At 72.4% G+C, this 23,833-nt stretch carries 18 protein-coding genes; 6 read left to right on the forward strand and 12 right to left on the reverse strand.

Annotated elements, in window-relative coordinates; all coding sequences use genetic code 11:
* Nucleotides 1–165: 165 nt before the first annotated feature.
* Both tesB and ACQPY4_RS32500 read right to left on the reverse strand, forming a co-directional pair.
* On the reverse strand, nucleotides 166–1,026 hold the full coding sequence (tesB, locus tag ACQPY4_RS32495) for an acyl-CoA thioesterase II (protein WP_433327420.1): 861 nt from the start codon (nucleotides 1,024–1,026) through the stop codon (nucleotides 166–168).
* A gap of 1,664 nt (nucleotides 1,027–2,690) precedes the next feature.
* Complete coding sequence (locus ACQPY4_RS32500) at nucleotides 2,691–4,778, reverse strand: ATP-dependent DNA helicase UvrD2 (protein WP_433327422.1); 2,088 nt, start codon at nucleotides 4,776–4,778, stop codon at nucleotides 2,691–2,693.
* Between the two features lie 136 nt (nucleotides 4,779–4,914).
* Between ACQPY4_RS32500 and ACQPY4_RS32505 the strand changes: the two genes are divergently transcribed.
* Entirely contained in the window at nucleotides 4,915–5,190 is a 276-nt protein-coding gene (locus ACQPY4_RS32505) for a mycoredoxin (RefSeq protein ID WP_433327424.1), read from the forward strand.
* Here the strand turns inward: ACQPY4_RS32505 and ACQPY4_RS32510 are convergent.
* The 4 genes from ACQPY4_RS32510 to ACQPY4_RS32525 are packed head-to-tail and all read right to left on the reverse strand — an operon-like array spanning nucleotide 5,187 to nucleotide 10,349.
* Nucleotides 5,187–6,212: an NAD-dependent epimerase/dehydratase family protein gene (locus tag ACQPY4_RS32510; protein ID WP_433327426.1), complete on the reverse strand. Its 1,026-nt coding sequence runs from the start codon at nucleotides 6,210–6,212 to the stop codon at nucleotides 5,187–5,189. The two genes, ACQPY4_RS32505 and ACQPY4_RS32510, sit on opposite strands and share 4 nt — an antisense overlap.
* Nucleotides 6,209–8,047, reverse strand: a complete 1,839-nt coding sequence (locus ACQPY4_RS32515; protein WP_433327428.1) for an AMP-binding protein — start codon at nucleotides 8,045–8,047, stop codon at nucleotides 6,209–6,211. The genes ACQPY4_RS32510 and ACQPY4_RS32515 overlap by 4 nt, the downstream gene beginning before the upstream one ends.
* A complete protein-coding gene (gene nudC / locus ACQPY4_RS32520) occupies nucleotides 8,047–8,958 on the reverse strand; it encodes an NAD(+) diphosphatase (RefSeq protein ID WP_433327430.1) in 912 nt (303 codons plus the stop codon). Before nudC ends, ACQPY4_RS32515 begins: the two co-directional genes overlap by 1 nt.
* A complete protein-coding gene (locus ACQPY4_RS32525; RefSeq protein ID WP_433327432.1) occupies nucleotides 8,955–10,349 on the reverse strand; it encodes a dipeptidase in 1,395 nt (464 codons plus the stop codon). The genes nudC and ACQPY4_RS32525 overlap by 4 nt, the downstream gene beginning before the upstream one ends.
* A 68-nt stretch (nucleotides 10,350–10,417) precedes the next feature.
* Here ACQPY4_RS32525 and ACQPY4_RS32530 point away from each other — a divergent pair, with 68 nt between their 5' ends.
* On the forward strand, nucleotides 10,418–10,687 hold the full coding sequence (locus ACQPY4_RS32530; RefSeq protein ID WP_433327434.1) for a DUF4031 domain-containing protein: 270 nt from the start codon (nucleotides 10,418–10,420) through the stop codon (nucleotides 10,685–10,687).
* Between the two features lie 226 nt (nucleotides 10,688–10,913).
* Here the strand turns inward: ACQPY4_RS32530 and ACQPY4_RS32535 are convergent, their stop codons facing one another.
* Nucleotides 10,914–11,528, reverse strand: a complete 615-nt coding sequence (locus ACQPY4_RS32535; RefSeq protein WP_433327436.1) for an HD domain-containing protein — start codon at nucleotides 11,526–11,528, stop codon at nucleotides 10,914–10,916.
* Nucleotides 11,529–11,657: 129 nt separating this feature from the next.
* Between ACQPY4_RS32535 and ACQPY4_RS32540 the strand changes: the two genes are divergently transcribed.
* The 3 genes from ACQPY4_RS32540 to ACQPY4_RS32550 are packed head-to-tail and all read left to right on the forward strand — an operon-like array spanning nucleotide 11,658 to nucleotide 15,915.
* Entirely contained in the window at nucleotides 11,658–12,791 is a 1,134-nt protein-coding gene (locus ACQPY4_RS32540; protein WP_433327438.1) for an ATP-grasp domain-containing protein, read from the forward strand.
* On the forward strand, nucleotides 12,788–14,284 hold the full coding sequence (locus ACQPY4_RS32545) for an IucA/IucC family protein (RefSeq protein ID WP_433327440.1): 1,497 nt from the start codon (nucleotides 12,788–12,790) through the stop codon (nucleotides 14,282–14,284). Before ACQPY4_RS32540 ends, ACQPY4_RS32545 begins: the two co-directional genes overlap by 4 nt.
* Nucleotides 14,275–15,915 (forward strand): IucA/IucC family protein, encoded by a 1,641-nt coding sequence (locus tag ACQPY4_RS32550; protein WP_433327442.1) that lies wholly within the window; start codon nucleotides 14,275–14,277, stop codon nucleotides 15,913–15,915. Before ACQPY4_RS32545 ends, ACQPY4_RS32550 begins: the two co-directional genes overlap by 10 nt.
* Here the strand turns inward: ACQPY4_RS32550 and ACQPY4_RS32555 are convergent.
* The gene (locus ACQPY4_RS32555) at nucleotides 15,890–17,089 is read right to left on the reverse strand and encodes a hypothetical protein (RefSeq protein WP_433327444.1); all 1,200 of its coding nucleotides are present in this window, start codon (nucleotides 17,087–17,089) and stop codon (nucleotides 15,890–15,892) included. The two genes, ACQPY4_RS32550 and ACQPY4_RS32555, sit on opposite strands and share 26 nt — an antisense overlap.
* Nucleotides 17,090–17,151: 62 nt before the next feature.
* Nucleotides 17,152–17,586, reverse strand: a complete 435-nt coding sequence (locus ACQPY4_RS32560) for an HIT family protein (RefSeq protein ID WP_433327446.1) — start codon at nucleotides 17,584–17,586, stop codon at nucleotides 17,152–17,154.
* Nucleotides 17,587–17,692: 106 nt separating this feature from the next.
* On the opposite strand from ACQPY4_RS32560, the gene ACQPY4_RS32565 reads away from it, so the two are divergent.
* Nucleotides 17,693–19,267: an AMP-binding protein gene (locus ACQPY4_RS32565; protein ID WP_433327448.1), complete on the forward strand. Its 1,575-nt coding sequence runs from the start codon at nucleotides 17,693–17,695 to the stop codon at nucleotides 19,265–19,267.
* Here ACQPY4_RS32565 and ACQPY4_RS32570 read toward each other — a convergent pair.
* The 3 genes from ACQPY4_RS32570 to ACQPY4_RS32580 all read right to left on the reverse strand — a co-directional run bounded on the left by ACQPY4_RS32570 (nucleotide 19,264) and on the right by ACQPY4_RS32580 (nucleotide 23,822).
* Nucleotides 19,264–19,560 (reverse strand): hypothetical protein, encoded by a 297-nt coding sequence (locus tag ACQPY4_RS32570; protein WP_433327450.1) that lies wholly within the window; start codon nucleotides 19,558–19,560, stop codon nucleotides 19,264–19,266. The genes ACQPY4_RS32565 and ACQPY4_RS32570 overlap by 4 nt on opposite strands.
* 54 nt (nucleotides 19,561–19,614) lie before the next feature.
* On the reverse strand, nucleotides 19,615–20,388 hold the full coding sequence (locus ACQPY4_RS32575) for a class I SAM-dependent methyltransferase (protein WP_433327452.1): 774 nt from the start codon (nucleotides 20,386–20,388) through the stop codon (nucleotides 19,615–19,617).
* Between the two features lie 65 nt (nucleotides 20,389–20,453).
* Nucleotides 20,454–23,822 carry an ATP-dependent helicase gene (locus tag ACQPY4_RS32580; RefSeq protein ID WP_433327454.1) on the reverse strand — a complete coding sequence of 1,123 codons (3,369 nt, stop codon included), beginning with the start codon at nucleotides 23,820–23,822 and terminating at the stop codon, nucleotides 20,454–20,456.
* Between the last annotated feature and the right edge of the window lie 11 nt (nucleotides 23,823–23,833).

The raw sequence follows: 23,833 nt of genomic DNA on the forward strand, positions 1-23,833 counted from the left end.
GGCACCAGCGCCACCCCGCTCGTGTACTCGCACGCGGGGCGCCCGCGCTCCGCCTGACCGCGCTGTCCGTGATCCCACCCGCCGTACTCGCTCGCCTCACCAAACCCCCGGCGGGCTGAACGTCCACGGGGCAGGCCCGACCGTCTCGTGGGAACGCGAGACCCGCTAGTCGGAGACGCGGATCAGACCCTCCTGCATGACGGAGACGACCAGGTCTCCGTCCCGGGTGAAGACCTGCCCCCGGGCAAGACCACGCGCGCCCCCGGCGAACGGGGTGTCCTGGTAATAGAGGAGCCACTCGTCCGCGCGGAACGGCTTGTGGAACCACATCGCGTGGTCGAGGCTCGCGCCCATCGTCCGCTTGTCGCCCCACGACAGGCCGTGATTGAGCAGGACGGTGTCCAGGAGCGTCATGTCCGAGGCGTAGGTCATCAGGCACACATGGAGCAGCGGGTCGTCGGGCAGCTCCCCGTCGATCTTCAGCCACACCTTCGCCTCGGGCGTGATCAGCGACGGGTCCTTGGCCGCCTCCCAGCTCAGCGGCGTGGCATGCCGGACGTCGAACGGACGTCGGGTGACGAACTCCCGCGCACCCCGCTCACCGAAGATCGGCGTGAGCCGCTGCACCCCGTCCGCCAGCTCTTCCGGCGGTGTCGCGTCGGGCATCGCCGCGTGATGCGTGGGCCCGTCCTCCACGATCTGGAAGGACGCCGAAAGGCTGAAGATCGCCTTCCCGTGCTGCACGGCCAGAACCCGCCGGGTCGTGAAGGACCGCCCGTCCCGCACCCGGTCAACGGTGTAGACGATCGGCACCAGCGGATCCCCAGGCCGGATGAAGTACGCATGCAATGAGTGCACGGGCCGATTGACCGGGACGGTCCGTCCCGCCGCGACGAGCGCCTGCCCCGCGACCTGCCCGCCGAACACCCGCTGCTGCCGATCCTCCGGGCTCCGCCCCCGGAAGATGTCGTTCTCGATCTGCTCGAGATCCAGCAGGTCCAGCAGTACCTTCAGTGACTCCTTCACGCGGCAAGTGTCGCAAACCCCGAAACCCCGCGCCCCTCCCCCTCCGTTTCCACGCACAGAACCCCCTAGTGGCACGCATGACGGAATCGAAGTGGCACAGTGCGCCACAACCAATCCGACCTTGATCACGCTGAGCCCCCGGAAGCAAGATCACACGTCCTCACCAACTAACCCAGCACTCGGCTCCCCCACGATCATTCGCGACCAGACCACCCAGGGCGAGGTACAGGCCACCCTTGGATTAGCCCCGACAGGAGAGGCCCCGCGCGACATCTCGGCGAACCGGCCTGCGATCGAGGCGGCACGCGTGGACATGCGCAGTCTGACCAGCCTGCGCGCCTGACACCGTCCGGGCGTGACGACATGCGGGCGTACGCGCGGGCGTCACGACGTGCGGACACAGCGTGCGGGCGTCCCGGCGCGTGGGCGCGTGGGCGTCAAAGAGGGCGCGGGAGCGTGACGGCATGCGGGCGCCACAACGCCGGGCTTGACGGGCGTGCGAGCACCACAACACGCGAGCGTCACCATGTGCGGGCGCACGGGCGCACGGGCGCACGGGCATGCGGGCCTGACGCCGGCCGGGCGTGCGGGCCTCACAACGTGCGGGCGTGCGGGCTTAACGGCGCTCGGGCTTAACGGCGTGCGGGCATCACGGCGTGCGGGCATCACGGCGTGCGGGCGTGACGACATGCGGGCGTACGCGCAGGCGTCACGACGTGCGGACACAGCGTGCGGGCGTCCTGGCGCGTGGGCGCGTGGGCGTCATGCAAGAGGGCGCGGGAGCGTGACGGCATGCGGGCGCCACAACGCGCGGGCTTGACGGGCGTACGAGCACCACAACACGCGAGCGTCACCATGTGCGGGCGTGCGGGCGTGCGGGCCTGACGCCGGGTGGGCGTGCGGGCCACACAACGTGCGGGCGTGCGGGCGTGACGACATGCGGGCGTACGCGCAGGCGTCACGACGTGCGGACACGGCGTGCGGGCGTCACGGCGTCTGAGCGTGCGGTCGTGCGGGCGTGACGGCGTGCGGGACGTCTTGGCATAGCGGCAAGAGAGCGCGGGGGGTTAGGCATGCGGGCGTCACACGTGCGGGCTTGACGGGCGTGCGAGCGTCACCACGTGGAAGCGTGCGAGCGTACGGGCTTCCCGACGTGCAGGTATGCGGGCCTGACGGCATGCGGGCATGCGGGCCTGACGCCGGGCGGGCGTGCGGTCTTAACGGCGCGCGGGCGTGACGGCGCGCTGGCGTGCGGGCCTCTCGGCGTGTGGGCGTCACCACGTGCGGGCATGCGAGCACGCGGGCGTCACAGCGTGCGGGCCTCACAGCATGCGGGCCTCACAGCATGCGAGCAAGCGGGCGCCACCACGTGCGAGCGTCACCACGGGCAGGCATGCGGGCATGTGGGCGTCACAACGTGTGGGCGTGCGGGCTTAGCGGCATGCGGGCGTGCGGGCGTTGCGGCGTGCGGGGGGTGGCGGGGCGTGTGCGGTGTGTTTTGGTGGCGCTGGGTGCGCTAGGGCGCGTGGGGCGTGGCTGGACGATGAGGTTTGCAAGTAGAGCTGCGCGTGGACCTGTGGGCCGGGGTGGTGGCGAGGTACGGGGGCGTTTCGCGTGGCAGCGGTGGTGATGAGATCGCGGGTGGAAGGTCGGGGTGGTGGGGGTTAGGGGTGGGGGGTTTTGCAGAGGGTTAGGACGGCTTCGGCGTAGCGGTCTAGTTTCACTTTTCCTACGCCTGGGATTTGGGCTAGGGCTTCTAGGGATTCGGGGGTTCGTTCGGCTATGGCTTGGAGGGTGGCGTCGGTGAAGATGACGTAGGCGGGGACTTTCTGGGCTGTGGAGGTTTCGGCTCGCCAGTCTTTGAGGGCCAGGAGGAGGGCCTCGTTGAGGTCGGCGGGGCAGTCTTCGCAGCGGCCCAACTTGCGTTCTATGGCGGCGGTCAGGGGGCGGTTGCAGACTCGGCAGGGTTGGGGGCCCTTGGCGCCTCGGCGGGTGGTGCGGTCTACGCGGGCGGGGGTGTGGGTGGTGGTTTTGGCGGTGAGGCCGTCTAGGAAGCGGGACGGTTTGCGTCTTCTGGCGCCGCCGGGTGAGCGGGAGAGGGCCCAGGAGAGGGAGAGGTGCTCTCGGGCTCGGGTGACGCCTACGTAGAGGAGGCGGCGTTCCTCTTCGGTTTGTTCGGGGGTTTCGGCGTAGATGATGGGGACGGTGCCTTCGACCAGGTTGACGAGGAAGACCGCGTCCCATTCGAGGCCCTTGGCGGCGTGGAGGGACGCGAGGGTGACGCCTTCGAGAGGTGGGGCGTGCTGGGCGGTGGCGCGTTCTTCTAGTTCGGTGACGAATTCGGGGAGGCCTGCGGCGGGGTTGTCGGCGGCCATGTCTTCGGCCAGTTGGGCCAGGGCGGCCAGGGACTCCCAGCGGGTGCGGGCCGCGCCTCGGCCTTCGGGGGGCTGGTCGGTGAAGCCCGCGCCCGAGAGGACGTGGCGGACGGTCATTATGAGGCCCATGCCCTCGGTCTCGGCGTCGCCTCCGGCGCGGGCGGCGCCGCGCAGGCGGATGACGGCCTCGCGGACCTCGGGGCGTTCGAAGAAGCGCTCGGCGCCGCGCAGGACGTAGGGGACGCCCGCGGCGGTGAAGGCGGACTCGTAGCCCTCGGACTGGGCGTTGATGCGGTACAGGACGGCGATCTCGCGGGCGGGGACGCCCTCGTCGATCAGCTTGCGGGCGCGGCGGGCGACGTCGTCGGCCTCGGCGACCTCGTCGTCGTACTCGTTGAAGACCGGGGCGGGGCCGTCGGCGCGCTGGGCGACGAGTTCGAGTTTGTGGCGCTTGGCGGCCTCGCCGCGGGCCTGGCCTATGACGCCGTTGGCCAGCCGGACGACTTGGGGGGTGGAGCGGTAGTCGCGCACCAGCTTGACGGTGGTGGCGTCGGGGTACTCGCGCGTGAAGTCGAGTAGGTAGGACGGACTGGCGCCGGTGAAGGAGTAGATGGTCTGGTTGGGGTCGCCGACGACGCAGAGGTCGTCGCGGTCGCCGAGCCAGGTGTCGAGCAGGAGTTTCTGCAGGGGGTTGACGTCCTGGAACTCGTCCACGACGAAGTGGCGGTACTGCTCGCGGACCTGGGCGGCGACCTCGCGGTGCTCGGTGAGGACGGCGGCGGTGAGCTCGAGCATGCCCTCGAAGTCGAGCTGGTTGCGCTCGCGGCGCAGCTGCTCGTACATGGCGTAGACGCGGGCGACGTCGACCACGTCGGTGGGGGCCTTGCGGCCGGAGGACGCGACGGCGGCGGCGTAGTCTTCGGGGCGGTTCTGGGTGACCTTGGCCCATTCGATCTCGCTGGCGATGTCGCGCAGCTCGGTGCGGCCGAACGAGGTGAGGCGGCAGGCGCGGGCGGCGTCGGCGACCAGGGCGATCTTGGATTCGATGATCTTCGGGGGTTCGCCGCCGATGACGCGGGGCCAGAAGTAGGACAGCTGGCGCAGCGCGGCGGCGTGGAAGGTGCGGGCCTGGACGCCGGGGGCGCCGAGCTGGCGCAGGCGGGCGCGCAGCTCGCCCGCGGCGCGTGTGGTGAACGTCACCGCGAGGATGCGCTGGGGCGCCACCATGCCGGTGAGGGTGGCGTAGGCGATGCGGTGCGTGATGGCGCGCGTCTTGCCTGTTCCGGCGCCCGCGAGCACGCAGACCGGGCCCTGGACGGCCTCGGCGACCGCGCGCTGCTCCGGGTCGAGCCCCTGCAGAACCTCCTCGGCGTTCATCACCCCATCTTGGCAGGCGGGGACGACCGAATCGGCGTGCCGCACGAGTTGTGGATAACCTCCCCCGGAATGCACAGCGGAACGCGGATGTTCTTGTGAGCGTTCCACCGATCCAGACGAGGGAGACGACGCACCGATGGCGACGCCTACCGCTCACACCGGCCAGCTCACCATGTACACGACGACCTGGTGCGGCTTCTGCCGGCGGCTCAAGAGCCAGCTGGCCCGGGACGGCATCACGATGCGGGAGGTCGACATCGAGCGCGACCCCGCGGCGGCCGAGTTCGTCATGAGCGTCAACGGCGGCAACCAGACCGTCCCGACCGTGACCCTGGTCTCGCCGGACGGGCAGGAGCACGTGCTGACCAACCCGAGCGCCAAGACGGTGAAGCGTCTGCTGGGCGCCGCTTAGCGCTTTGTGTAGGCGGTGAGGCCGCCGAGCTCTTCTATCCAGTTCTGTAGTTCGTCCAGGCCCTTGGCTTGGTCGATTACGGGGCTGTACCCGAATGCCTCGCGTGCTGCCGTCGTGTCGTACGTGGACGATCGGGTGAGAAGCGCCACCGAGTAGCGGCTCAGCGGTGGTGGGTGGTTGTTGGCCAGGTAGGGGACGCGCCAGAGCAGCTCGATGGCCGCTACGAGTGTGTCGCGTAGAGGGGCCGGGATTCTGCGGGTCGGGGGATCTACCCCGAAGCGTTCCGCGACCTCGGCCATGAGGGCCCAGACGTCGGTGGTCTCGGCGTCGGCGATGAAGAAGGCCCGTCCGCCCACCTGGTCGGAGCGCGTGGCCAGGACGCAGGCATGGGCGGCGTTGCGGCAGTGGCACATGGACGCCAGGACGCGCTTGCCTCCGGACAGGTCGGGCATGCGTCCGGCTTGCATGAGGCCCAGAATCCTTGGCATGAAGCCGTGCCAGTCGCGCGGCCCCCATACGGCGCGAGGACGAAGCGCGCAGGTGATGAACCCGGGACCGTTCGCGGCCAGGACGGCGCGTTCGGCGGCGGCCTTGGTCTCCGAGTAGAGGTTGAGGTAGCGGGACGGGTAAGGCGTGGTCTCATCGATTCCCAGTTGGTCGCGCCCCGTCATGACCGCGCTGGGGCTGCTGACGAAGACGAAGCGTCCGGCCCCCGAATCGCGGGCGACGCGCAGGAGGCGTTCGGTGGCGGTGACGTTGACGTCCCAGAACTGCGCCCGGCTCCCGTAATCGAAGACGCGCGCGGCGGAATGGTGCACCGCCTCGACGCCTTCGGCGGCGGCGCGCAGGGACGCCTCGTCGGTGAGGTCGCCCTCGACGATCTCCACCCCGGGGACGGTCAGCAGGTGGCTCCGGTCGCTGGACGGCCGGACGAGCGCACGCACGCTGTCGCCCGCGGCGACACAGGCGTCCACGATGTGCCCGCCCAGGAACCCGGACGCCCCCGTCACCAGGACCTTCACAGCGTCCTCCCCGCCCATTCGGCCAGCAGCTCGCGATTGATCTTGGCGTTGTGCCGGACGTCGACCGGGAACCCGGGATGGAACAGGAACGCCTCGATCCGGCGCGTCTGCTCGTGCCGGTCGGCAAGCGCGCGCAGCTCCCGTTCCACTCGGGGCCTGTCGGCGCCGTCGTTGGCTTCCACGCAGACGACGGGACGCCCGTCCACCCCGACCAGCGCGGTCCTGTGCACGTCCGGGTGGGCGTCCAGGATGCCCTCGACCTGGACGGTGTGGAGCTCGCCCACCCGTTGGCTCTTGCGTCCGCTGAACCAGATCCGCCCCGAATCGTCGAGGTGCCCGAGATCCCCGGTGCGGTGCCAGATCCGGTCGCCCTCGGCGATTTTCGTGTGGGCGTCGGCCTCGGGGTTCGCGTGATAGCGGCGGCTGACCGTCGCCCCCGATACGGCGATCTCCCCGACCTCACCGGGCGGGGCCAGCAATGACTCGGACCATACGGGCATGGGTTCGTCAGTCACCCGCACCACGCGGACGTCCACTCCCGGAACCGGACGTCCAACGCACGTGCCCTCGCCCTCCCGGGTGCGCTCGGCGGTCTCGGCGAAGATCTCGGCGGCGGTGATCGAGGAGATCGGCAGGGCCTCCGTGGCCCCGTAAGTGACCGTGAAGCGCGACGCCCCGTCCACCCCGCTCGATCTTTCCTCCTCGCCTCGCGCGTCCCTCCCGAACGGCCCGCCCTCCCCGAACTGCTCGTCGCCTCCGCCCTGCGCGTCGCCCCCGCCCTGCGCGTCGCCTCTGCCCTGCGCGTCCTCCCCGGCTTGCGCGTCCTCTCCCGCTTGCGCGGTGTCTCCGGCTTGCGCGGTGTCTCCCGCTTGCGCGGTGCCTCCCGCTTGCGCGGTGTCTCCGGCTTGCGCGGTGTCTCCCGCTTGCGCGGTGTCTCCGAGGAGGTCGCATACGCGGTGGATGATGTCGATGTGGACGGGGGCGCCTCCGGCCACGATCGAGCGGAGTGGCTTCAGGGACGCGCCATGCCGCCCGAGCCGATCAAGCAGCGCGGGCGAGGCGAACATGGTGGTGACACCGAACCGCCGGACGGCGTCCACGACGCCTGCCGGGTCGATCGCTGCGACCTTGGCCGGGTCGCCGGGCGGCAGGACGCAGGTCGAGCCGAGCAGCATGCTGAACACGCCCCACAGGGGGACGGTGACCAGCGAGACGTCGTCCGCGCGCTGCCCGAGGGCCGTCTCGATCTGGTGGACGATGCCCGACACCATCCCGTATGGGTGTTCCACGCCCTTGGCCGGTCCGGTGGAGCCGGTGGTGAAGCTGATGGCGAGCAGGTCTTCGGGTGACACGTCCGGTTCGGGTGGCGGCTCCACCGAATTGAGGCCGTCGCCCAGCACGGGCCCGCCCCAGAACCAGCGGCGTCCCACGGTCACCCGGGTGCGGACCGACGAGAACGTGCGCGGGTTCAAGACCCGGACGGCATGCGCCACCGGGATGCCGACGAACGCCTCGGCACGGGCCAGCCGGTAGCAGTGCAGCATCCGCCGCACCCCGAGCCCGGGATCGGCGATGACCGGGACGGCCCCCGCCTTGAGCAGCCCGAACAGGATCGTGAACAGCTCGGGCCCCGGCCGGACCATCAGGACGGTCGTCGTCCCCCGGCCGATCCCGGCCTCGCGCAGGGTGACCGCGTGGGCGTCGGACCGCTCGTCCACCTCGCGGTAGGTCAGGTGCCGGTAGGCGCCGTCGCTCCCCGGGTAGATGATCGCCTTCTTGCCGGGGAACGCGCGAGCGTTGGCGCGCAGCCGTCCCGCGAGTCCCCCGGACGCCATCAGAACAGCGGCATGTTCGGGAGGGCGCCGCCGTACCAGCGCATGATCAGCTGGGCCGCGATCGACAGCGGGCCGGGGGCCACCAGCCGTCCGGCCTCGATCTCCGCGCGCAGCTCGTCGCGCGTGTACCAGGCGGCGTCGAGGATCTCCTCGGCGTCGGGGCGCAGCTCGAGGTCGCCGACGGCGCGGGCGAAGAACCCGAGCATCAGGCTCTGGGGCAGCGGCCACGGCTGGCTGCCGAGGTAGCGGACGTCGGTGACCTCGATCCCGACCTCCTCGCGGACCTCCCGCGCGACGGCCTGCTCCAGGGACTCGCCCGGCTCGACGAACCCCGCCAGGATCGAGCGGCGGTCGGCGGGCCAGCTCGGGCCCCGGGCCAGCAGGACCCGGTCGCGGTCGTCCCTGACCAGCATGATCACGGCCGGGTCGACCCTCGGGTACTGCTCGGACCCGTCGGTGGAGCAGACCCGGACATGGCCCGCCGCCGCCATCTCGGCGGGCGCGCCGCAGCGGGGGCAGAATCGGTGGGTGGCGTGCCAGTGCTCCAGGGCGACCGCGTGGGTGAGCAGCCCGGAGTCGCGGTCGCCGAGCAGGACGCCGACCTCGCGGAGCCCGGCGTCCTCGGCGCCCTCGATCACGGGCAGCTCCCCGACCACGGCGAAGTAGGCGACGCCGTCGTCGTCGATCCCGAGAAGGTAGCGCTCCCCTTCGGGGGCCCGCCCGGACGGGACCAGCACCAGTTCGGGGGACGGGTCACGAGTGACGAGCGAGCGTCCCGCCTTGACCACGAGCACCCGGGTACGCCGGTCGTCCCAGGCGGAAGCGACCCAAGCGTCGTCCTTGCGGCGCTCGGACACCCGGTCGAGCGTGCCCCGAGACAGGGCGAGCCACTCCAGGGGAGCCTCGGTCACCGCGCGTCCGCCTTCAGAGCCGTGGCCAGCTCCTCCCACAGGTAGGCGGCGGCCTCCGCGCCCTTGAGCAGCAGCGGCATCTCGACCTTCTCATTCGGGGCGTGGATGCGGTCGTCGTTCAGGCCGACCGCCACGAACACCAGCGGGGCCTGGAGGATGTCGGCCAGGTCGGCCTCGGGGCCGCTGCCGCCCTCGCGAGTGAACAGCACCTCCGTGCCGAACGCCCGCTCCATGGCGCGCCGCCCGGCTAGGACGCCCGGCGAGTCGATCGGCGAGAAGCAGGCGCGGACGCCGCCGCCCGGGATCGTCACCTCGGCCCGGACGCCCTCGGGGGTGTGCTCGGCGACCCAGGCGCGGAACGCCTCGTGCACGCGCTCCGGCTCCTGCCCCGCGACGAGCCGGAAGGAGACCTTGGCGTGCGCCTCCCGGGGGACGATGGTCTTGCCGCCGGGGCCGATGTGCCCGCCCCACATGCCGTTGATCTCGGCGGTGGGACGAGCCCAGATGCGCTCCAGCGTGGAGTAGCCCTTCTCCCCGTATGCCGCCCCGCTGTTGCCGGCCGTCCGCAGCCACTGCTCCTCGTCGAACGGGAGCTTGGCGAACAGCTCACGCTCGCGGTCGGTCAGCGGGATGACGCCGTCGTAGAACCCGGGGAGCGTGACGCGCCCGTCGTCGTCGTGCAGCGCCGCGAGCATCGAGACCAGGGCGTGCAGGGGGTTGGGGACGGCGCCGCCGAACGACCCCGAGTGCAGGTCGGTGTCGGGCCCGTACAGCGAGAGCTCGGCCTCGGCCATGCCGCGCATCCCGGTGCACATCGACGGGACGTCCGCCGCCCACATCGTGGTGTCGCTGATGATCACCGCGTCGCACGCCAGCCGGTCGCGGTGCTCGCGCAGCAGGTCGGGGAAGTGGGCCGAGCCCGACTCCTCCTCGCCCTCGACCAGCAGCTTGATCGTGACGGGCGGGGCGTCGGTGCCCGCGGCGGCCATCGCGGCGCGCACGCCAAGGGTGTGGAAGAAGACCTGGCCCTTGTCGTCGGACGTCCCGCGCCCGTAAAGCCGGTCGCCCTTCTCCGTGGCGACGAAGGGGTCGGTGTCCCACTCCTCCAGCGGCTCTACCGGCTGCACGTCGTGATGGCCGTAAACGACCACGGAGGGGGCTTCGGGGTCGGCGGCGGGCCACTCGGCGAACACCGAGGGCAGGCCGCCGGTCTCCCAGACCTCGACCGTCGGGAAGCCGAGGCCCCGCAGATAGTTCGCCAGCCACTCGGCCGAACGCCGCACGTCGTCGGCCCGCGCGGGGTCGCCGGAGATCGACGGGATCGCCAGCCACTCCTTGAGATCGGCGAAGAAGGCGCCCTTGTTGGCCTCGACGAACGCTGCCACGTCCATTCTGTGCTCCTTTGCACCCATTAACGTCTGGCACTCTAAATCATCGGACGTCCGGCTCTGGAGGTGCCTTGATCCTCATCGATCCGCCGCTGTGGCCGTCCCGGGGACGGGACTGGTCGCACCTGGTGAGCGACACGTCGTTCGATGAGCTGCACGCCTTCGCGGCCGGGCTCGGGCTGTCGCGGCGAGCGTTCGAGCGTGACCACTACGACGTCCCGTCCGAACTCTATGAGGCGGCGGTGACCCAAGGGGCCCACGCGGTCGGCTGCCAGGAACTGCTGACCCGCCTCACCCGGGCCGGCCTGCGCCGCCGCAAGGCCGCCCGCCCCACCCGCTAGGCGTCGGCCCCGCCGCTAACGGCCGACCCACCCGCTCGGCGCCGGCCCGGCCGCTAGGCGCCGGCCCCGCCGCTAACCGCTGGCCCTGCCGCCAACGTCCGGCCCACCCGCTAGGCGCCGGCCCCGCCGCTAACCGCTGGCCCTGCCGCTAACGTCCGGCCCACCCGCTAGGCGCGCCGACCCACCCGCTAGGCGTCGGCTCGGCCGCTAACCGCCGACCCGGCCGCTAGGCGCCGGAGCCGAGCAGGCGCAGCTCGGTCTCGACGTTGTGGCGGGCCCGCTCCTCGAAGCGGGCGCGAGCCTCGGGGGTGTGGAACAGGGCCGGGAGGTCCAGCAGGTTGCGCAGCACCTCGGCCCGTCCGGCCTGGAAGATCTCTTCGGGGACGAACGCGTACTCCTCCCGGACGGCGGCCGCGTAGGCGGCGTAGCGTTCGGGTTCGGCGCCCAGGACGGCCAGGTCGGCGTCGCACAGCACCTGCCCGTTGGCGTCGTCCTCGTCGGGGTTGTGCGTGGTGGTCAGCAGCACCAGCCGCTCGACCTCGGCGACGGCGTCCCCGCCCAGGTCGGTGTCGGCGAGCATGCGGCGCGCCAGCCGGGCGCTGCGCTCCTCGTTGTCGGCGCGCTGGGGGTCGTAGACCGCGTCGTGGAACCAGGCGGCGAGCCGGACGTGGTCGGGCGCGGACGCGTGCCCGGCCAGCTCGTCGACCAGGTCGAGCACCGCGGTCAAATGATCACGGGTGTGGTAGCGGCGGTGGGGTTCCCCGTAGCGGGCGTCGAGGCCCTCCCCGATGTGCCTGGTCTGGGGCCCGGCCAGCGCCACCCAGCGTGTGACGAGATCCATGGGGCCATCCTCGCCGATTCCCGGGACGGACGATGACACGCGTGCCATCGTTCTTGCACCGGGCGTGCGGCACGGCCACTATGGAGATTCTTAACTTAGGCAAGCCTTACCTAATGCGAAAGGGTCGCGGTGGCCGCCTCGCTCTACCTTGTCACCGGCAAGGTGACCGACTCGGTGACGCGCGGGTTCCTGCCCGCCGCCCGCCGTCTGGGCGTCGAGGTGGTCGTGCTCACCGACCGTCCCGGCGACTACCCGGGGACGGTCGTCCCGTGCGACGTCACCGACTTCCGCGAGATCATCGCGCGGATCGGGCCGGACCCGGTGGGCGTCTTCACCAACAGCGACTGGCTCCAGGCCCCCGTCGCCCTGGCCGCCGCCTACTACGGCCTGCCCGCCAAGGACTGGCGCGCGGCCACCCGAACCAAGAACAAGGCGCTGATGCGGCGCCATCTCGCCGGGCTCGACCCGGTCTTCTCCGCCGACGCCGCCGACGTCCCCGAGGACGCGCCGTTCCCGCTGGTGCTCAAGCCGCGCGAGGGCGTGGCCAGCGAGGACGTGGTCCTGGTGCGCGACCTCGAGGAGCTCGCCGCGCGCCGGGCGGAGATCGGGGCCCGGCGGGACGGCCCGCTGGTGGCCGAGGAGTACCTGCCCGGCGAGCTGCACACCCTGGAGACCCTCGGCGACGGGCGCGAGGTGCGCGAGCTGGGTTCGTTCCACACGAGAGTCTCCCCGCCCCCGTATTTCGTCGAGGAGCGGCTGGAGTGGGCGCCGCTCCCGCCCGAGACCGGCCAGGTCCTCGCGCAGTTGGAGGACCTCGGCGTCGGCTTCGGCGCCTGCCACTCCGAGTTCGTCGTGCACGAGGGCCGGGCCCGGCTGATCGAGGTCAACTACCGGCTCATCGGCGACCACTGCGACTTCCTGCTCGCCGACCTGCTCGGCGTCCCGCTGCACGAGTGGATCCTCCGGGTGCACCTCGGCGAGCGGCTTCCCGCCCCCGGGGCCCCGCCCACCGGTCACGCCCTCGCGGACGTCGTCATCGCCGACCGCCCCGGAATCCTCACCGAGGCTCCCGATGCCATGGACCTCACGGACGGGGCCGTCCGCCTCTCCTACATGCCGCAGCACCCGATCGGCGACCGCGTCGAGCTGACCCGGACCAACCGCGACTACCTCGGGACGATCCGCGCCATCGGACCGGGCCGCCCCGACGTCGAGGCCGCCGTCGCGCGCTTCCGCGCCGACCACGCCTGGACGATCGCATGACCCCCGGCCCCGAGGCCGAGCTGACCGCCCGCCTCCTGGACGCCCTGCTGCGCGAGGACTACGCGGGCCTGCGCCGTTTCATCTCCGGCCAGACGCTGACGCTGCCCGGACTGAAGCCCGTGGGGCTGCGTCCCGGGTTCCTCAGTGCGCACACGGTCGAGCAGGGCCCGCCGCTGGACGACGTCCTGGCGGCGGTCCGGCAGGTCGCCGACCCCCGCGACGACGTGGCGGCCTTCGAGCGGGAATGCCGGGAGGCGCTCGCCATCGAACGCCTGCACCAGGACGCCCGTCCCGGGGTGATGCGAGCGCTCTCCCACCTGTCCGACCTGGGCCCCGGCACTTACTACGACACGCTCGCCGCCTTCACCGATCACCCCGTGTACCCGATGGGCCGGTGCAAGGTCGGCTTAAGCGAGAGTGACCTGCGCCAGTACGCGCCCGAGTTCGCCCCGACGTTTCCCCTGCGGTGGGCGGTGGTCCCCCGCGAAAAGGTGACGGCGCAAGGACAGCTACCGGCCTGGTGGCCCGCGGCACGCGACGAGGCGACCGTCCTGTTCCCGGTGCACCCGCTCACGGCGCCGCTGGTGGGCGTCCCGCTGGTCCCGGGGTCGTTCCTCCGGGTCGCGCCGACCCTGTCGATGCGCACCGTCGCCGCCGGGCCCCTCACCCACCTCAAGCTGCCGCTGCCGACCAGCACGCTCGGGCTCCGCAACCGGCGCACGATCAAGCCGGGCACGCTCGCCGACGGGGCCGAGGCCGAGCGCGTGCTGCGCCGCGTCCTGGCCGAGGAGCCCGGCCTGCCGGTCCTGCTGGCCGACGAGCAGACCTGGGGCCACGCGGGCGACGAGCTCCTCGGCTACCTGGTCAGGCGCTTCCCGCCCGAGACCGGCCGCGCGCACGTGGTGCCCGTGGCCGCGCTGCTCGCCGAGCGTCCCGAGGGAGGCCCGGTGATCGGACGCTGGGACGTCCCGGCTCTCTTCGGACGGTACCTGGACGCGCTGCTGGCCTGGAACGTCGCGCTGTTCCGCCGGGGCATCGCGCTGGAGGCCCACCAGCAGAACGTTGCGCTCGTCCTGCGCGACGACGGCGACCCCAAGCTCCTGATCAAGGACAACGACGGGATGCTGGCCGTTCCTGGCGTCGCGGCGTTCGGCGACCCCAGGATGAACACCATGGACCAGGAGGCGCTCGCCCGCGTCTTCGTCACGATCACCCTGCACCTGTGCGCCGCCGCCCCGGCCCACGGCCTGGCGGAACGGGGGCTGCTGCCGCTCCGGACCGGTCTGGCGATGATCAGAGACCGGCTGGACGCCCTCCTGGGCCCCGAGGACGCCTTCCTGCGCGCCCGCACCCTCGACGCCGCCCGGCTGCCGACCAAGGCCATGGTCACCGCCGGAACCCTCGTCGACAAGGCGCGCACGGGCGCGGCCGACATCAACAAGCACTACGGCCCGCTCGGGCCCAACTACCTCCGGGACGAACCGTGCTCCTAACGCGACGGGCCCTGGCCGCCGGCGACGCCAGCGCCACCGCCCTGCTCAACTGCCTGATCCGTGAGATCTGCGCTCCCGAGCACCAGGTGTGGGCCGACGGCCCGCACCTGCTGGTCCGCCTCCCCCGCGCGGGCGTCGTCGTCCGAGCGGGCCTGGCGCGGCCCCCGCACGGCCCCACCTACCGCCTCACGCCCCCTTTCGAGGAACGGCGGGACGACACCTGGGCCCCGGCGGGCTGGGACCGCCTGGCCGAACTGGTGGCGGGCGAGCTGGAACTCGCCACCGGCCGCGTCAACCCGGAGTTCCTCACCCAGGTCCGCGACAGCCACGCCGCCATGGAGGCCATCCTCGGCGCGCGGAACGAGACCGACACCGACCCCTATGTCAGGTCCGAGCAGTCCCTCCTGGCGGGCCACCGCTTCCACCCCTCGCCCAAGGCCCGCCAGGGTTCCCCGGACGACTGGCTCCCGTATGCGCCCGAGGCCGGCACCCGATTCCTCCTGCACTGGCTCGCCGTCCGCGACGACCTCCTGGCGGCCGAGGGCGACCCGGGGGCCTTCACGGCCCTCGAAGCCCTCGCGCCACCGCCTCCCCCGGGGCACCGCGTCATCCCCGCACACCCCTGGCAACTCGGCCTGCTCGCCGACAACCCGCTGCTGGCACGCGCGCGCTCGGAGGGGCTCGTCCGCGACCTGGGCCAGTCCGGCGAGGCGATCCCGACCTCGTCGGTCCGCACGGTCTACGTCCCGGACGCCGACACGTTCTGCAAGTTCAGCCTGGACGTGCGCATCACCAACTGCGTCCGCAAGAACGCCTGGTACGAGCTGACCGGCGCCGTCGTGCTCAACGACCTCCTGGGCCCGGTGTTCGACGACCTGTCCGCGCGCTTCGACGGCTGCGCGCTGCTCGCCGAGCCCGCCTACCGGACGGTCTCCCTGGCCGACCGCCGCCTCTACGAGGGCCTCGGCGTCATCCTGCGGCAGGGCGTCCGGGGCCTGACCGGGACGCCCCTCCTCGCCGCCGCCCTGGCCGACCCCGACGGCGCCACGCTCGGCGCCCTCCCGGCCCTCGCGACCCCGGACGGGGCCCTGGCCTGGTGGGACGCCTACGTCAGCCGGGTGGCCCGGCCCGTCCTGCACGCCTACCTGGTGCACGGCGTCGTCCTGGAGCCCCACCTGCAGAACGTCCTGGTCACCGTGGACGAGCGGGGACGCCCCGTCCAGGCGGTCTTCCGCGACCTGGAGGGCACCAAGCTCACCGCCGACCTGTGGCGGACCAGGCTGAAGGACGTGCCGCCCCGCGTCCGGGAGAGCGTCCTGTACGACCGCGACCGCGCCTGGAACCGCGTCGTCTACTGCCTGCTGGTGAACCACCTGACCGAGATCGCCGCCGCCGTGGCGGACCTGCACCCGCGCCTGGAGCCGGACCTGTGGCGCACCGCCCGCCGCCATTTCACGGGCCCGGACCGTCCCGAACTCCGGGCCCTGCTCGCCGGGGTCCCGCTGCCCGCCAAGGCCAACCTCCGGACCCGCTGGAACCGCACCGCCGACCGCGGCGCCACCTACGTCCCGGCCCCCAATCCCCTGGGCGCGGGACTCTCGATGTTCAAGCCCGCGGGGAGCGATTCGTAACCAGATCGAGGAACTCCCAGTGCGCGTCGGGCTGGGCGCCGCTGAGCCACTTCCCGCAGTTCTGCAGGACGACCGGGCCCGAGGTGATGTGCTGGGTTCCGGTGCCGAGGTCGCGCAGGAACCGGTCGATCGGACCGCGCCTGATCGCGGTCGTCGCGGCCCACCGGTGCACGGTCTGGCCCACGTCGTGCGCGGTCCAGGTCGCGTGGCCGAGCGCCAGCCGGATCAGCGTCTCCTGGTCGGTGCTCAGCGGCTCGCCGCCGTCCAGGGTGCGCTCGTTGTCCCGCCACACGCTCATCGCCCACGCCCGGGCCGCGCGGAGCTTGGCCTCGGCGGTCGCGTACTCGGCGTGGAACTGCGCGGTGTCGGCCGCGGCGTTGTACGTGCCGGACCTGCTCGCGGCGTACCGCTTCAGCTCGTCCAGCAGGCGCCGTCCCACACCGAGCGCCCAGCCGGTGTGCACGATCGCGGAGGTGTTCACCACGCCGACGCGGAAGACCGCGCCGCCGTTGGCGGGCGTCATCGTCGCCGCGGGATAGGTGTGCGTCTCGGGGACGAACACATCGGCGCAGTGGTAGTCGATGCTGCCCGTGGCGCGGAGCCCGAGCACGTCCCAGTTGTCGACGAGGTGCACCTCCGACTTGGGCATGGCCAGCACGCGCGGCTCCCCGGTGCCCTCGACCAGGATCGCGCTGTGGATGTGGGTGGCCAGCGCCATGCCGGACGCGAACTGCCACTCCCCGCTGACCAGGAAGCCACCGTCCACCGGCACCGCCCGGCCGGGCCGCGTGCCGTGACCGGACAGCAACGCGTAGTCGCCGCCCGCCACGTCGGGGAACAGATCGGCCGCCGCTACGGCCCCCAGATAAGCCGCGGTGGTGCCGGTCATCATCTGCAGCGCCATCATCGTCCAGCCCGCCGAGGCGTCGTGATAGCTGAGCCGCTCGATCGTCCGGATCACCTGGCGCGGCGAGAACTCGAAGCCGCCGAGGTTCTCCGGCAGCCCGGCCCGGACGATCCCGGTGTCCAGCAACGCCCGCGCGGTCTCGTCCGACAGCCTGCCGAGCCGGTCGGCCTCGTCCGCGTCCGCCTCGACGGCCGCGCCGAGCGCGTCGATCCGTTCGAGCATCGCGGGAAATTCCTCGCTGATGTGCAACCGCCCGGAAGCCGTCATGACTGATCGCTCCTTGCTCGACAACGTCGACCAGATTCCACCACGACCACACCCGGACCCAACTAAACCAGGCGGCGTCGCAATTCCAAGGCGAACTCGTCCCGCCGCCCAGCACTCACCCCCGGCTCAGCCCCCAGCAACGCGAAGACTCGGGGACCCTTCAGCTCGGGCGCCTGGTCCGGCATGCGCGCGACGATGTGGAAGTGCACGTGCGCGAAGCCCTCGGCTTCGGCGAACTGGGCGATGTAGGTCTTCTCGCACCCGGTGACCGCGTGGAGGGCGCGGGACAGGCGGACCTGCCAGGCGCCCAGGGTGGCGGCCTCGGCGTCGGTGAGGGCAGCGACGGCCGTCACGTGCCGGCGCGGGACGAGCACCAGCCAGCCGAGGAGGTCGGTGCCGAAGGCGTGGGCGGCGCGCCAGTGCGTGTCGGACGCGATGTGCTCGCGCGGCGGGGCCGTGGCGAGGGCCGCGTCGGTGCGGCAGGAGACGCAGGTCATGGGAAACCTCGGTCGGTTGGGTGCAAGGGGGGACATCCAGGGGAAAAGGCTGGGATATCGGCGGACGGTCCTGGGAGGTTCTGTGGTGTTCGGCCGGGTGGGGACTTTGACCAGGGACGCTCTGCGGGCCGTGCGGGACGTGGGGGCGCTGACGCCGATCAGGCCGGATCGGGCCGTGCGGGTGCCGATCCAGTACATCCGGTTCGGGCCCGTTCCGGCGACGGTCGGTGCCATGGCGGCGCTGCGGTTCCCCGAACGGACGGCGCTGATCGACGAGAAGGGCGAGCTGACGCACGCCGAGTTGGAGCGGCGGGTGGCGTCGTTGGCCACCGCGCTGAAGGAGCGGTTGGACGAGGGGGTGCGGATCGGGGTTCTGTGCCGCAACCACCGGGGGTTCGTGGAGGCGCTGCTGGCGGCGTCGCGGACCGGGCATGACGTGGTGCTGCTCAACACCGACTTCTCCGGCACCCAGCTCGGCGAGGTCGCCGAGCGCGAGGGGGTCGGCCTGCTCGTCCACGACCAGGAGTTCGACGCGGTCGTGGACGACGCGGAGTTCGCCGGGACGCGGGTGCACGCGTGGTGCGACGTGCGGGGCGCGCACCCCACGGTCGACGACCTGGTGGCGGCCACCGAGCCGCGGGCGCTGCGGGCCGGGCGCACCGGCAAGGTGATCGTGATGACGTCCGGCACCACCGGGACGCCCAAGGGCGCGCGGCACGACATCTCGATCGGGGCGATGATCCCGGCCGCGCTGACGCACGCGATGCGGGTGCCCGTGCGATCGGGGGCGCCGATCGTCGTCGCGCCGCCGCTCTTCCACGTCCTCGGGCTGGCCTACACGTCGGTGGCGCTCGGCATGGGGATGCCGCTGGTGCTCCACCGCCGGTTCGACCCGAAGACCACCCTGGACGCGGTCGCCGCGCACGGCGCCGAGGCGCTGGTGGTGGTGCCGGTCATGCTGCGAAGGATCCTGGACGCCGCCGAGGCGGCGCCTCCCGAATCGCTGCGCGTGGTGGTGTGCGGCGGGTCGCTGCTCCACCCGCACCTGTCCGAGGCGTTCATGGACGCGTTCGGCGACGTCCTGCACAACGTCTACGGGGCGACCGAGACGGGCTGGGCGACGATCGCCACGCCGGAGGACCTTCGGGCGGCGCCCGGGACGGTCGGCAAGGCGTCGTTCCGGCTGACGATCAGGATTCTCGACGAGGACGGCCAGGAGGTGCCTCCCGGGGAGGTCGGCGAGATCTACACCGGCGGCAGCCTGCGGTTCGCCGGGTACACCGGGGGCGGCGGCAAGCAGGTGAGGGACGGCCTGTTCGCGACCGGCGACCTCGGCCACTTCGACGCCGAGGGCCGGCTGTTCATCGACGGCCGTGCCGACGACATGATCGTCTCGGGCGGCGAGAACGTGTTCCCCGGGGAGGTCGAGGACCTGCTGGGCGGCCATCCCGGCGTCGCCGAGGTCTCGGTGACCGGGGTGGACGACGAGACGTTCGGCCAGCGCCTGGCCGCCTATGTCGTCCGCGCCGAGGGCGCCGAGGTCTCCGAAGACGACCTCAAGGCGTACGTGAAGCGCCATCTGGCCCGCTACAAGGTGCCCAGAGACGTCAGCTTCGTCACCGAACTCCCCCGCACCAGCACCGGCAAGGTGAAGGCCAGGACGCTGGGCCAGCAGGGCTAGGCGGCGGCTTTTTTCGCGGCCATGCAGATGCGGGCCAGGTCGTTGAGGGCGTCGGCGCGGCGCTGGTCGAGCGAGCGCGGGTCGTCCGGCGACGCCTCGGCCAGCGTGTCGATGACCAGGGAGAACACCGGCCATTCGGCGGGACCGATGGCGCCCTGGAAGTCGACCTCGCCGGTGGCGAGGTCGTCGAGATCGAGGTTGCGCGCGAACGTGGCCAGCGCAGCCTCGGCGGCCACCACGCCGATGCGCATCGCCAGCGCCGCGGGCTCGCTGCTAGAACTCGTGTTCGACATGGACGCCAAGATAGAGCACATGGGCGACATGGGTCGAACGTTTGAACGAAAAACCTAGGGGGCGATCGCGCCGAAGAAACCGTAGGAGTGCGTGAAGTGCAGCTCCTCGTCCTTCAGGGCTGGGCGCATTCCGGTCGCGGCGCCGCCCGCCAGCTCCTCGCGGAGTTCCTTGCGGATCTGCTCCTGGGTCTCGGGGGGCGTCTGGGAGAGCTCCAGCCAGGGTGACAGGGGCCGGACGTAGTCGAACCGGTCGGTGCGCTTGACCTCGGCGCCCGCCGAGGCGAGCAGCCCGCCGATCGCGTCGGCGGTCAGGACGGTGCCGTGCGAGGGGTCGCGCAGCCGCTCGATCCGGTCGGGGTCGCCCTCGTCCGGCCGGACGAGGTCGGCGACCACGATGGCCGCGCCGGGACGGCTGACCCGCACCATCTCGCGCACCACGGCCTCGGGGTCGGACACCTGGTGCAGGGAGAGCCGCGTGATCACCAGCGTGAACGACCGGTCGAGGTAGGGCAGGTCGGTGGCGTCGCCCCGGGTGAAGGTCACGTTGGTGACGCCGTCGCGGTCGGCCTCGCGCTTGCCCTGTTCGAGCATGGCCGGGGTGAGGTCGAGCGCCGTGACGTGCCGGACGCGCCGGGCGACCGCGCGGGCCACCATGCCCGTGCCCGCGGCGACGTCCAGGACGACGTCGCCTAGGTCGAGCTCGGGCTCGATGAACGACACCAGCCGGTCCAGATGCAGGGTGAAGCCGACGTTCAGCCGGGGATCACCGAAGCCCTCCGCCTGCTTGGAGAACTCACGTACGACCTTCTCGTGATGCGCGACACTCACCCTGGGCCTCCCTCGCTCGGTGCCCGGATCTTCCCCCAAACCGCACCGGTGTGAACAGGGGCGGATCAGATCGACGGGATCGCGTCGAGGAGCGCGGTCAGCCCCGAGGAGTCGACAAGGTCGGCCGGACGCACGGTGACGTTGGCCGCCACGTAGTGGAAGGCGGCGCTGACCTGGTCGACCGGGACGCCCTGGAGCTCGGCCCACGCCAGCCGGTAGGCGGCGAGCTGGACCGAGGCGTGCCGGGCTTCGTCGCCGGACGGCGGCCGTCCGGTCTTCCAGTCGACCACCTCGAAGCCGCCACCCGGGGAGCGGAACACCGCGTCCATGCGGCCGCGCACCAGCCGGTCACCGATGATCGTCTCGAACGGCACCTCGATGTCGAGCGGCTCGCGCGCCGCCCACTCCGACTCCTCGAAGCGCGCGCGGAGCCGGGCCAGCTCGGCGTCGTCGGCGGCGCCCTCGTCGGCCGCGCCGGGCAGCTCGTCGGGGTCGATGAGCCGCTGCTGGCCCCAGCGGCTCTCCAGCCAGGCGTGGAACGCGGTGCCGCGCCGGGCGTAGGGGGCGGGCGGACGGGGCATCGGCCGTCTGATCTGGCGGGCGAGCGCCGACGGGTCGCGCGAGAGCGACACCAGCGACGAGACCGACAGGTTCGGGGGCAGCTCGACGACCAGGCCGTCGCCGCCGCGTCCCCGGTCGCGCTCGGCCAGCAGCAGCTCGACGTCGCGGGCCCAGGCCGACATGCGGGCGCGGTCGGCGTCGGACAGGCCCGCGTCGCCCGCCCAGGGGCGCGTGCGGCCCTCCAGGGCGTCCCCGACCATCCCGGCGGCCTCGACGATGGCCTCGTAGCGCTCGCGGGCACTGGCGTCGGAGTGTCCGTGCGCGCCGGGCGCCACCGGCCACTGGGCCTCGTCGCGGTCGGCCAGCAGCGGGTTGGCGGTGCCCTCTTCGGGTGGGTCGGCCCACACCGCGACGGTGCCCGCCCCCCGCATGCAGGTCTCGCGGACCTCCTCCAGGAAGGGCGAGGGACCCAGCGGACGGCCGGACGACCCCCACCAGTATCCGCTGACGATCAGCAGGGCGGACGCGCGGGTGACGGCCACGTACGCCAGCCGCCGTTCCTCGCGCAGGTCGCGCTCGGAGCAGGCGGCGTCGAAGCGGGCCAGGTCGTCCTTCTCCAGGCCGGTGAGGGCGGGCAGGTCGGCGCGGTCGCCGCGCAGCATGAACGGCAGGACGCGCGGGTTGGCCGTCCACCGGGTGGCGTTCTGCGGCGGGGACGGGAAGATCGACCCCTTGGCGGGCCCACCGCTCTTCTGCGGGACGTACGACAGCCCCGGCACGACCACGACCGGCCACTCCAGCCCCTTGGACGCGTGGACGGTGAGCAGCTTGACGCTGTTGGTCTCGCCGACGCGTCCCGCTTCAAGCCCGAACTCCTCGGTCTCGGCGGCCTTGAGGTAGGCCAGGAAGGCGCCGAGCGTGGGGTCTTCGGCGTCGCCCGCGAAGGTGGCGGCGGCGTCGATGAACGCGTCGAGGTCGGCGCGCGCGGTGATCGGGTCGAGCCCGGTGCGGGCGGCGACCTCGATGTCGAGGCCGAGGGCCCGCTCGACCTCGCTGACCAGGTCGGGCAGCGCCAGGCCCACCTGGGAGCGCAGGCCACGCAGCTCGTCGCGGAGCCGTCGCAGCCGGCCGTGGCCCTCCGGCGAGAACGCATCGGGCGGGCCGAGGTCGTCCAGCGCGTCGACCAGGCTGCCGGTCTCCTGGTTGAGCTCGCTGACCAGCTGGCGCAGCGGATCTTCGCCTTTAGCCGGCTCGCCCTCGGCGGGCTCGCTCTCGGCGGGCGGTTCGGCCGCTCCCTCGGGCGGGGTGACGTCGCGGGCGGACTCCTGGGCGAGCGCGCGGGCGCGGCGGCCCAGGGCGACCAGGTCGCGCGGGCCCAGCCGCCAGCGCGGCCCGGTGAGCAGCCGGGCCAGCGACGCCCCCGAGGTGGGGTCGTGCATGACGCGCAGGGTCGCGACGACGTCCTGGACCTCGGGGACGGTCAGCAGCCCACCGAGACCGACCACCTCGACGGGGATCGCGCGGCTCTCCAGCGCGCGCCGGATCAGCGGGAACTGCGACCGCTTGCGGGCCAGGACGGCGACGTCGGAGTACTGGAGCGGCTCGGCCTGCGGGCCGCCGTCGGGGGCGGTCTCGGGGTCGGCGGCCAGCAGCCGCGCGATGCGCTCGGCGACGCGCTCGGCCTCGTCCTCGACGGTCTCGAACAGCGCGCACTCGACGCGGCCGCGTCCCTCGCGTCCCGCCCCGGGGATCAGGCGCGGCACGGCGGAGGTGTCGGCGCGCAGCTCCTCCTGGATGCGGGCGGCGGCGTCGAGGATCAGCTCGCCGTTGCGGAAGCTGCGGCTGAGCTGGACGACCGGCGCCGGGTTCGGCGGCTGCCCCGCGATGGGCGCGGTGAGCGGGAAGTCGTAGGCGAAGCGCAGCAGGTTGCCCGCGCTGGCCCCGCGCCACCCGTAGATGGACTGGCACGGGTCGCCGACCGCCGTCACCGGGTGGCCGCCCGCGAACAGCGACTTCAGCAGGACGAGCTGCGCCTGGCTGGTGTCCTGGTACTCGTCCAGCAGCACGACCGAGAAGCGCGAGCGCTCGATCATGCCGACCTCGGCGTGCTTGTGGGCGATGCGGGCGGCCAGGGCCATCTGGTCGCCGTGGTCGACGACCTCGCGTCCGGCCTTGGCGTTGCGGTACGCCTCGATCAGCGGCATGAGCTGCTCGCGGACGGCGTGTTTGGCCAGGATGTCGCGCTGCGCCTTGAGCGGCTTCTTCACCGAGGCGAACCGCTCGTCGAGCCAGGCGCCGACCTTGCGGACGTCGTCGGCGGTGCGCAGATGCTCCGACAGGTCTCCGGCCAGCTCCATCACGGCCTTGGTGACCGTGTCGGGCTGCCACTCGATCCTGTCCATCGGGCCGTCGTAGGAGTCGACGACCCGCGAGCAGACCTGCCACGCGACGGCCGGGGAGATCAGCCGCATCGTCGGTTCGAGCGCCTCGCGCAACGCGTGGTCGCCGAACAGGCGCGCCGCGTAGGAGTGGTAGGTCGAGACCATGGGCTCGCCGTCGAACAGCGACTCGCCGCCCAGCCGGTCGAGCTCGTCACCCGGGAGCACCTCGCGCAGCTTGTCGAGCCGCTTGCGGACGCGGACGCCCAGCTCCGCCGCCGCCTTGCGGGTGAAGGTGAGGCCCAGCACCCGCTCGGGCCGGACGAACCCGTTGGCCACCAGCCACACCACGCGCGCGGCCATCGTCTCGCTCTTGCCCGACCCGGCACCGGCGATCACGGCCATCGGCGCCAGCGGGGCCTCGATCACCCGGGCCTGCTCGTCGGTGGGTTCGGGGATCTCCAGGAGCCGGGCGAGCTCAGCCGGAGTGATCAACCCGCGCGCCT

Source organism: Spirillospora sp. CA-294931 (genome assembly GCF_050946795.1).
Lineage (GTDB): Bacteria > Actinomycetota > Actinomycetes > Streptosporangiales > Streptosporangiaceae > Spirillospora.

What these genes read in the sequence shown, in the direction of transcription:
- ACQPY4_RS32515 (WP_433327428.1), bottom strand. Translation starts at nt 8,047, where the DNA reads ATGGCGTCCGGGGGACTCGCGGGACGGCTGCGCGCCAACGCTCGCGCG.
- ACQPY4_RS32535 (WP_433327436.1), bottom strand. Translation starts at nt 11,528, where the DNA reads ATGGATCTCGTCACACGCTGGGTGGCGCTGGCCGGGCCCCAGACCAGG.
- ACQPY4_RS32555 (WP_433327444.1), bottom strand. Translation starts at nt 17,089, where the DNA reads ATGACGGCTTCCGGGCGGTTGCACATCAGCGAGGAATTTCCCGCGATG.
- ACQPY4_RS32525 (WP_433327432.1), bottom strand. Translation starts at nt 10,349, where the DNA reads ATGGACGTGGCAGCGTTCGTCGAGGCCAACAAGGGCGCCTTCTTCGCC.
- ACQPY4_RS32570 (WP_433327450.1), bottom strand. Translation starts at nt 19,560, where the DNA reads ATGTCGAACACGAGTTCTAGCAGCGAGCCCGCGGCGCTGGCGATGCGC.
- ACQPY4_RS32500 (WP_433327422.1), bottom strand. Translation starts at nt 4,778, where the DNA reads ATGAACGCCGAGGAGGTTCTGCAGGGGCTCGACCCGGAGCAGCGCGCG.
- ACQPY4_RS32545 (WP_433327440.1), top strand. Translation starts at nt 12,788, where the DNA reads ATGACCCCCGGCCCCGAGGCCGAGCTGACCGCCCGCCTCCTGGACGCC.
- ACQPY4_RS32560 (WP_433327446.1), bottom strand. Translation starts at nt 17,586, where the DNA reads ATGACCTGCGTCTCCTGCCGCACCGACGCGGCCCTCGCCACGGCCCCG.
- ACQPY4_RS32505 (WP_433327424.1), top strand. Translation starts at nt 4,915, where the DNA reads ATGGCGACGCCTACCGCTCACACCGGCCAGCTCACCATGTACACGACG.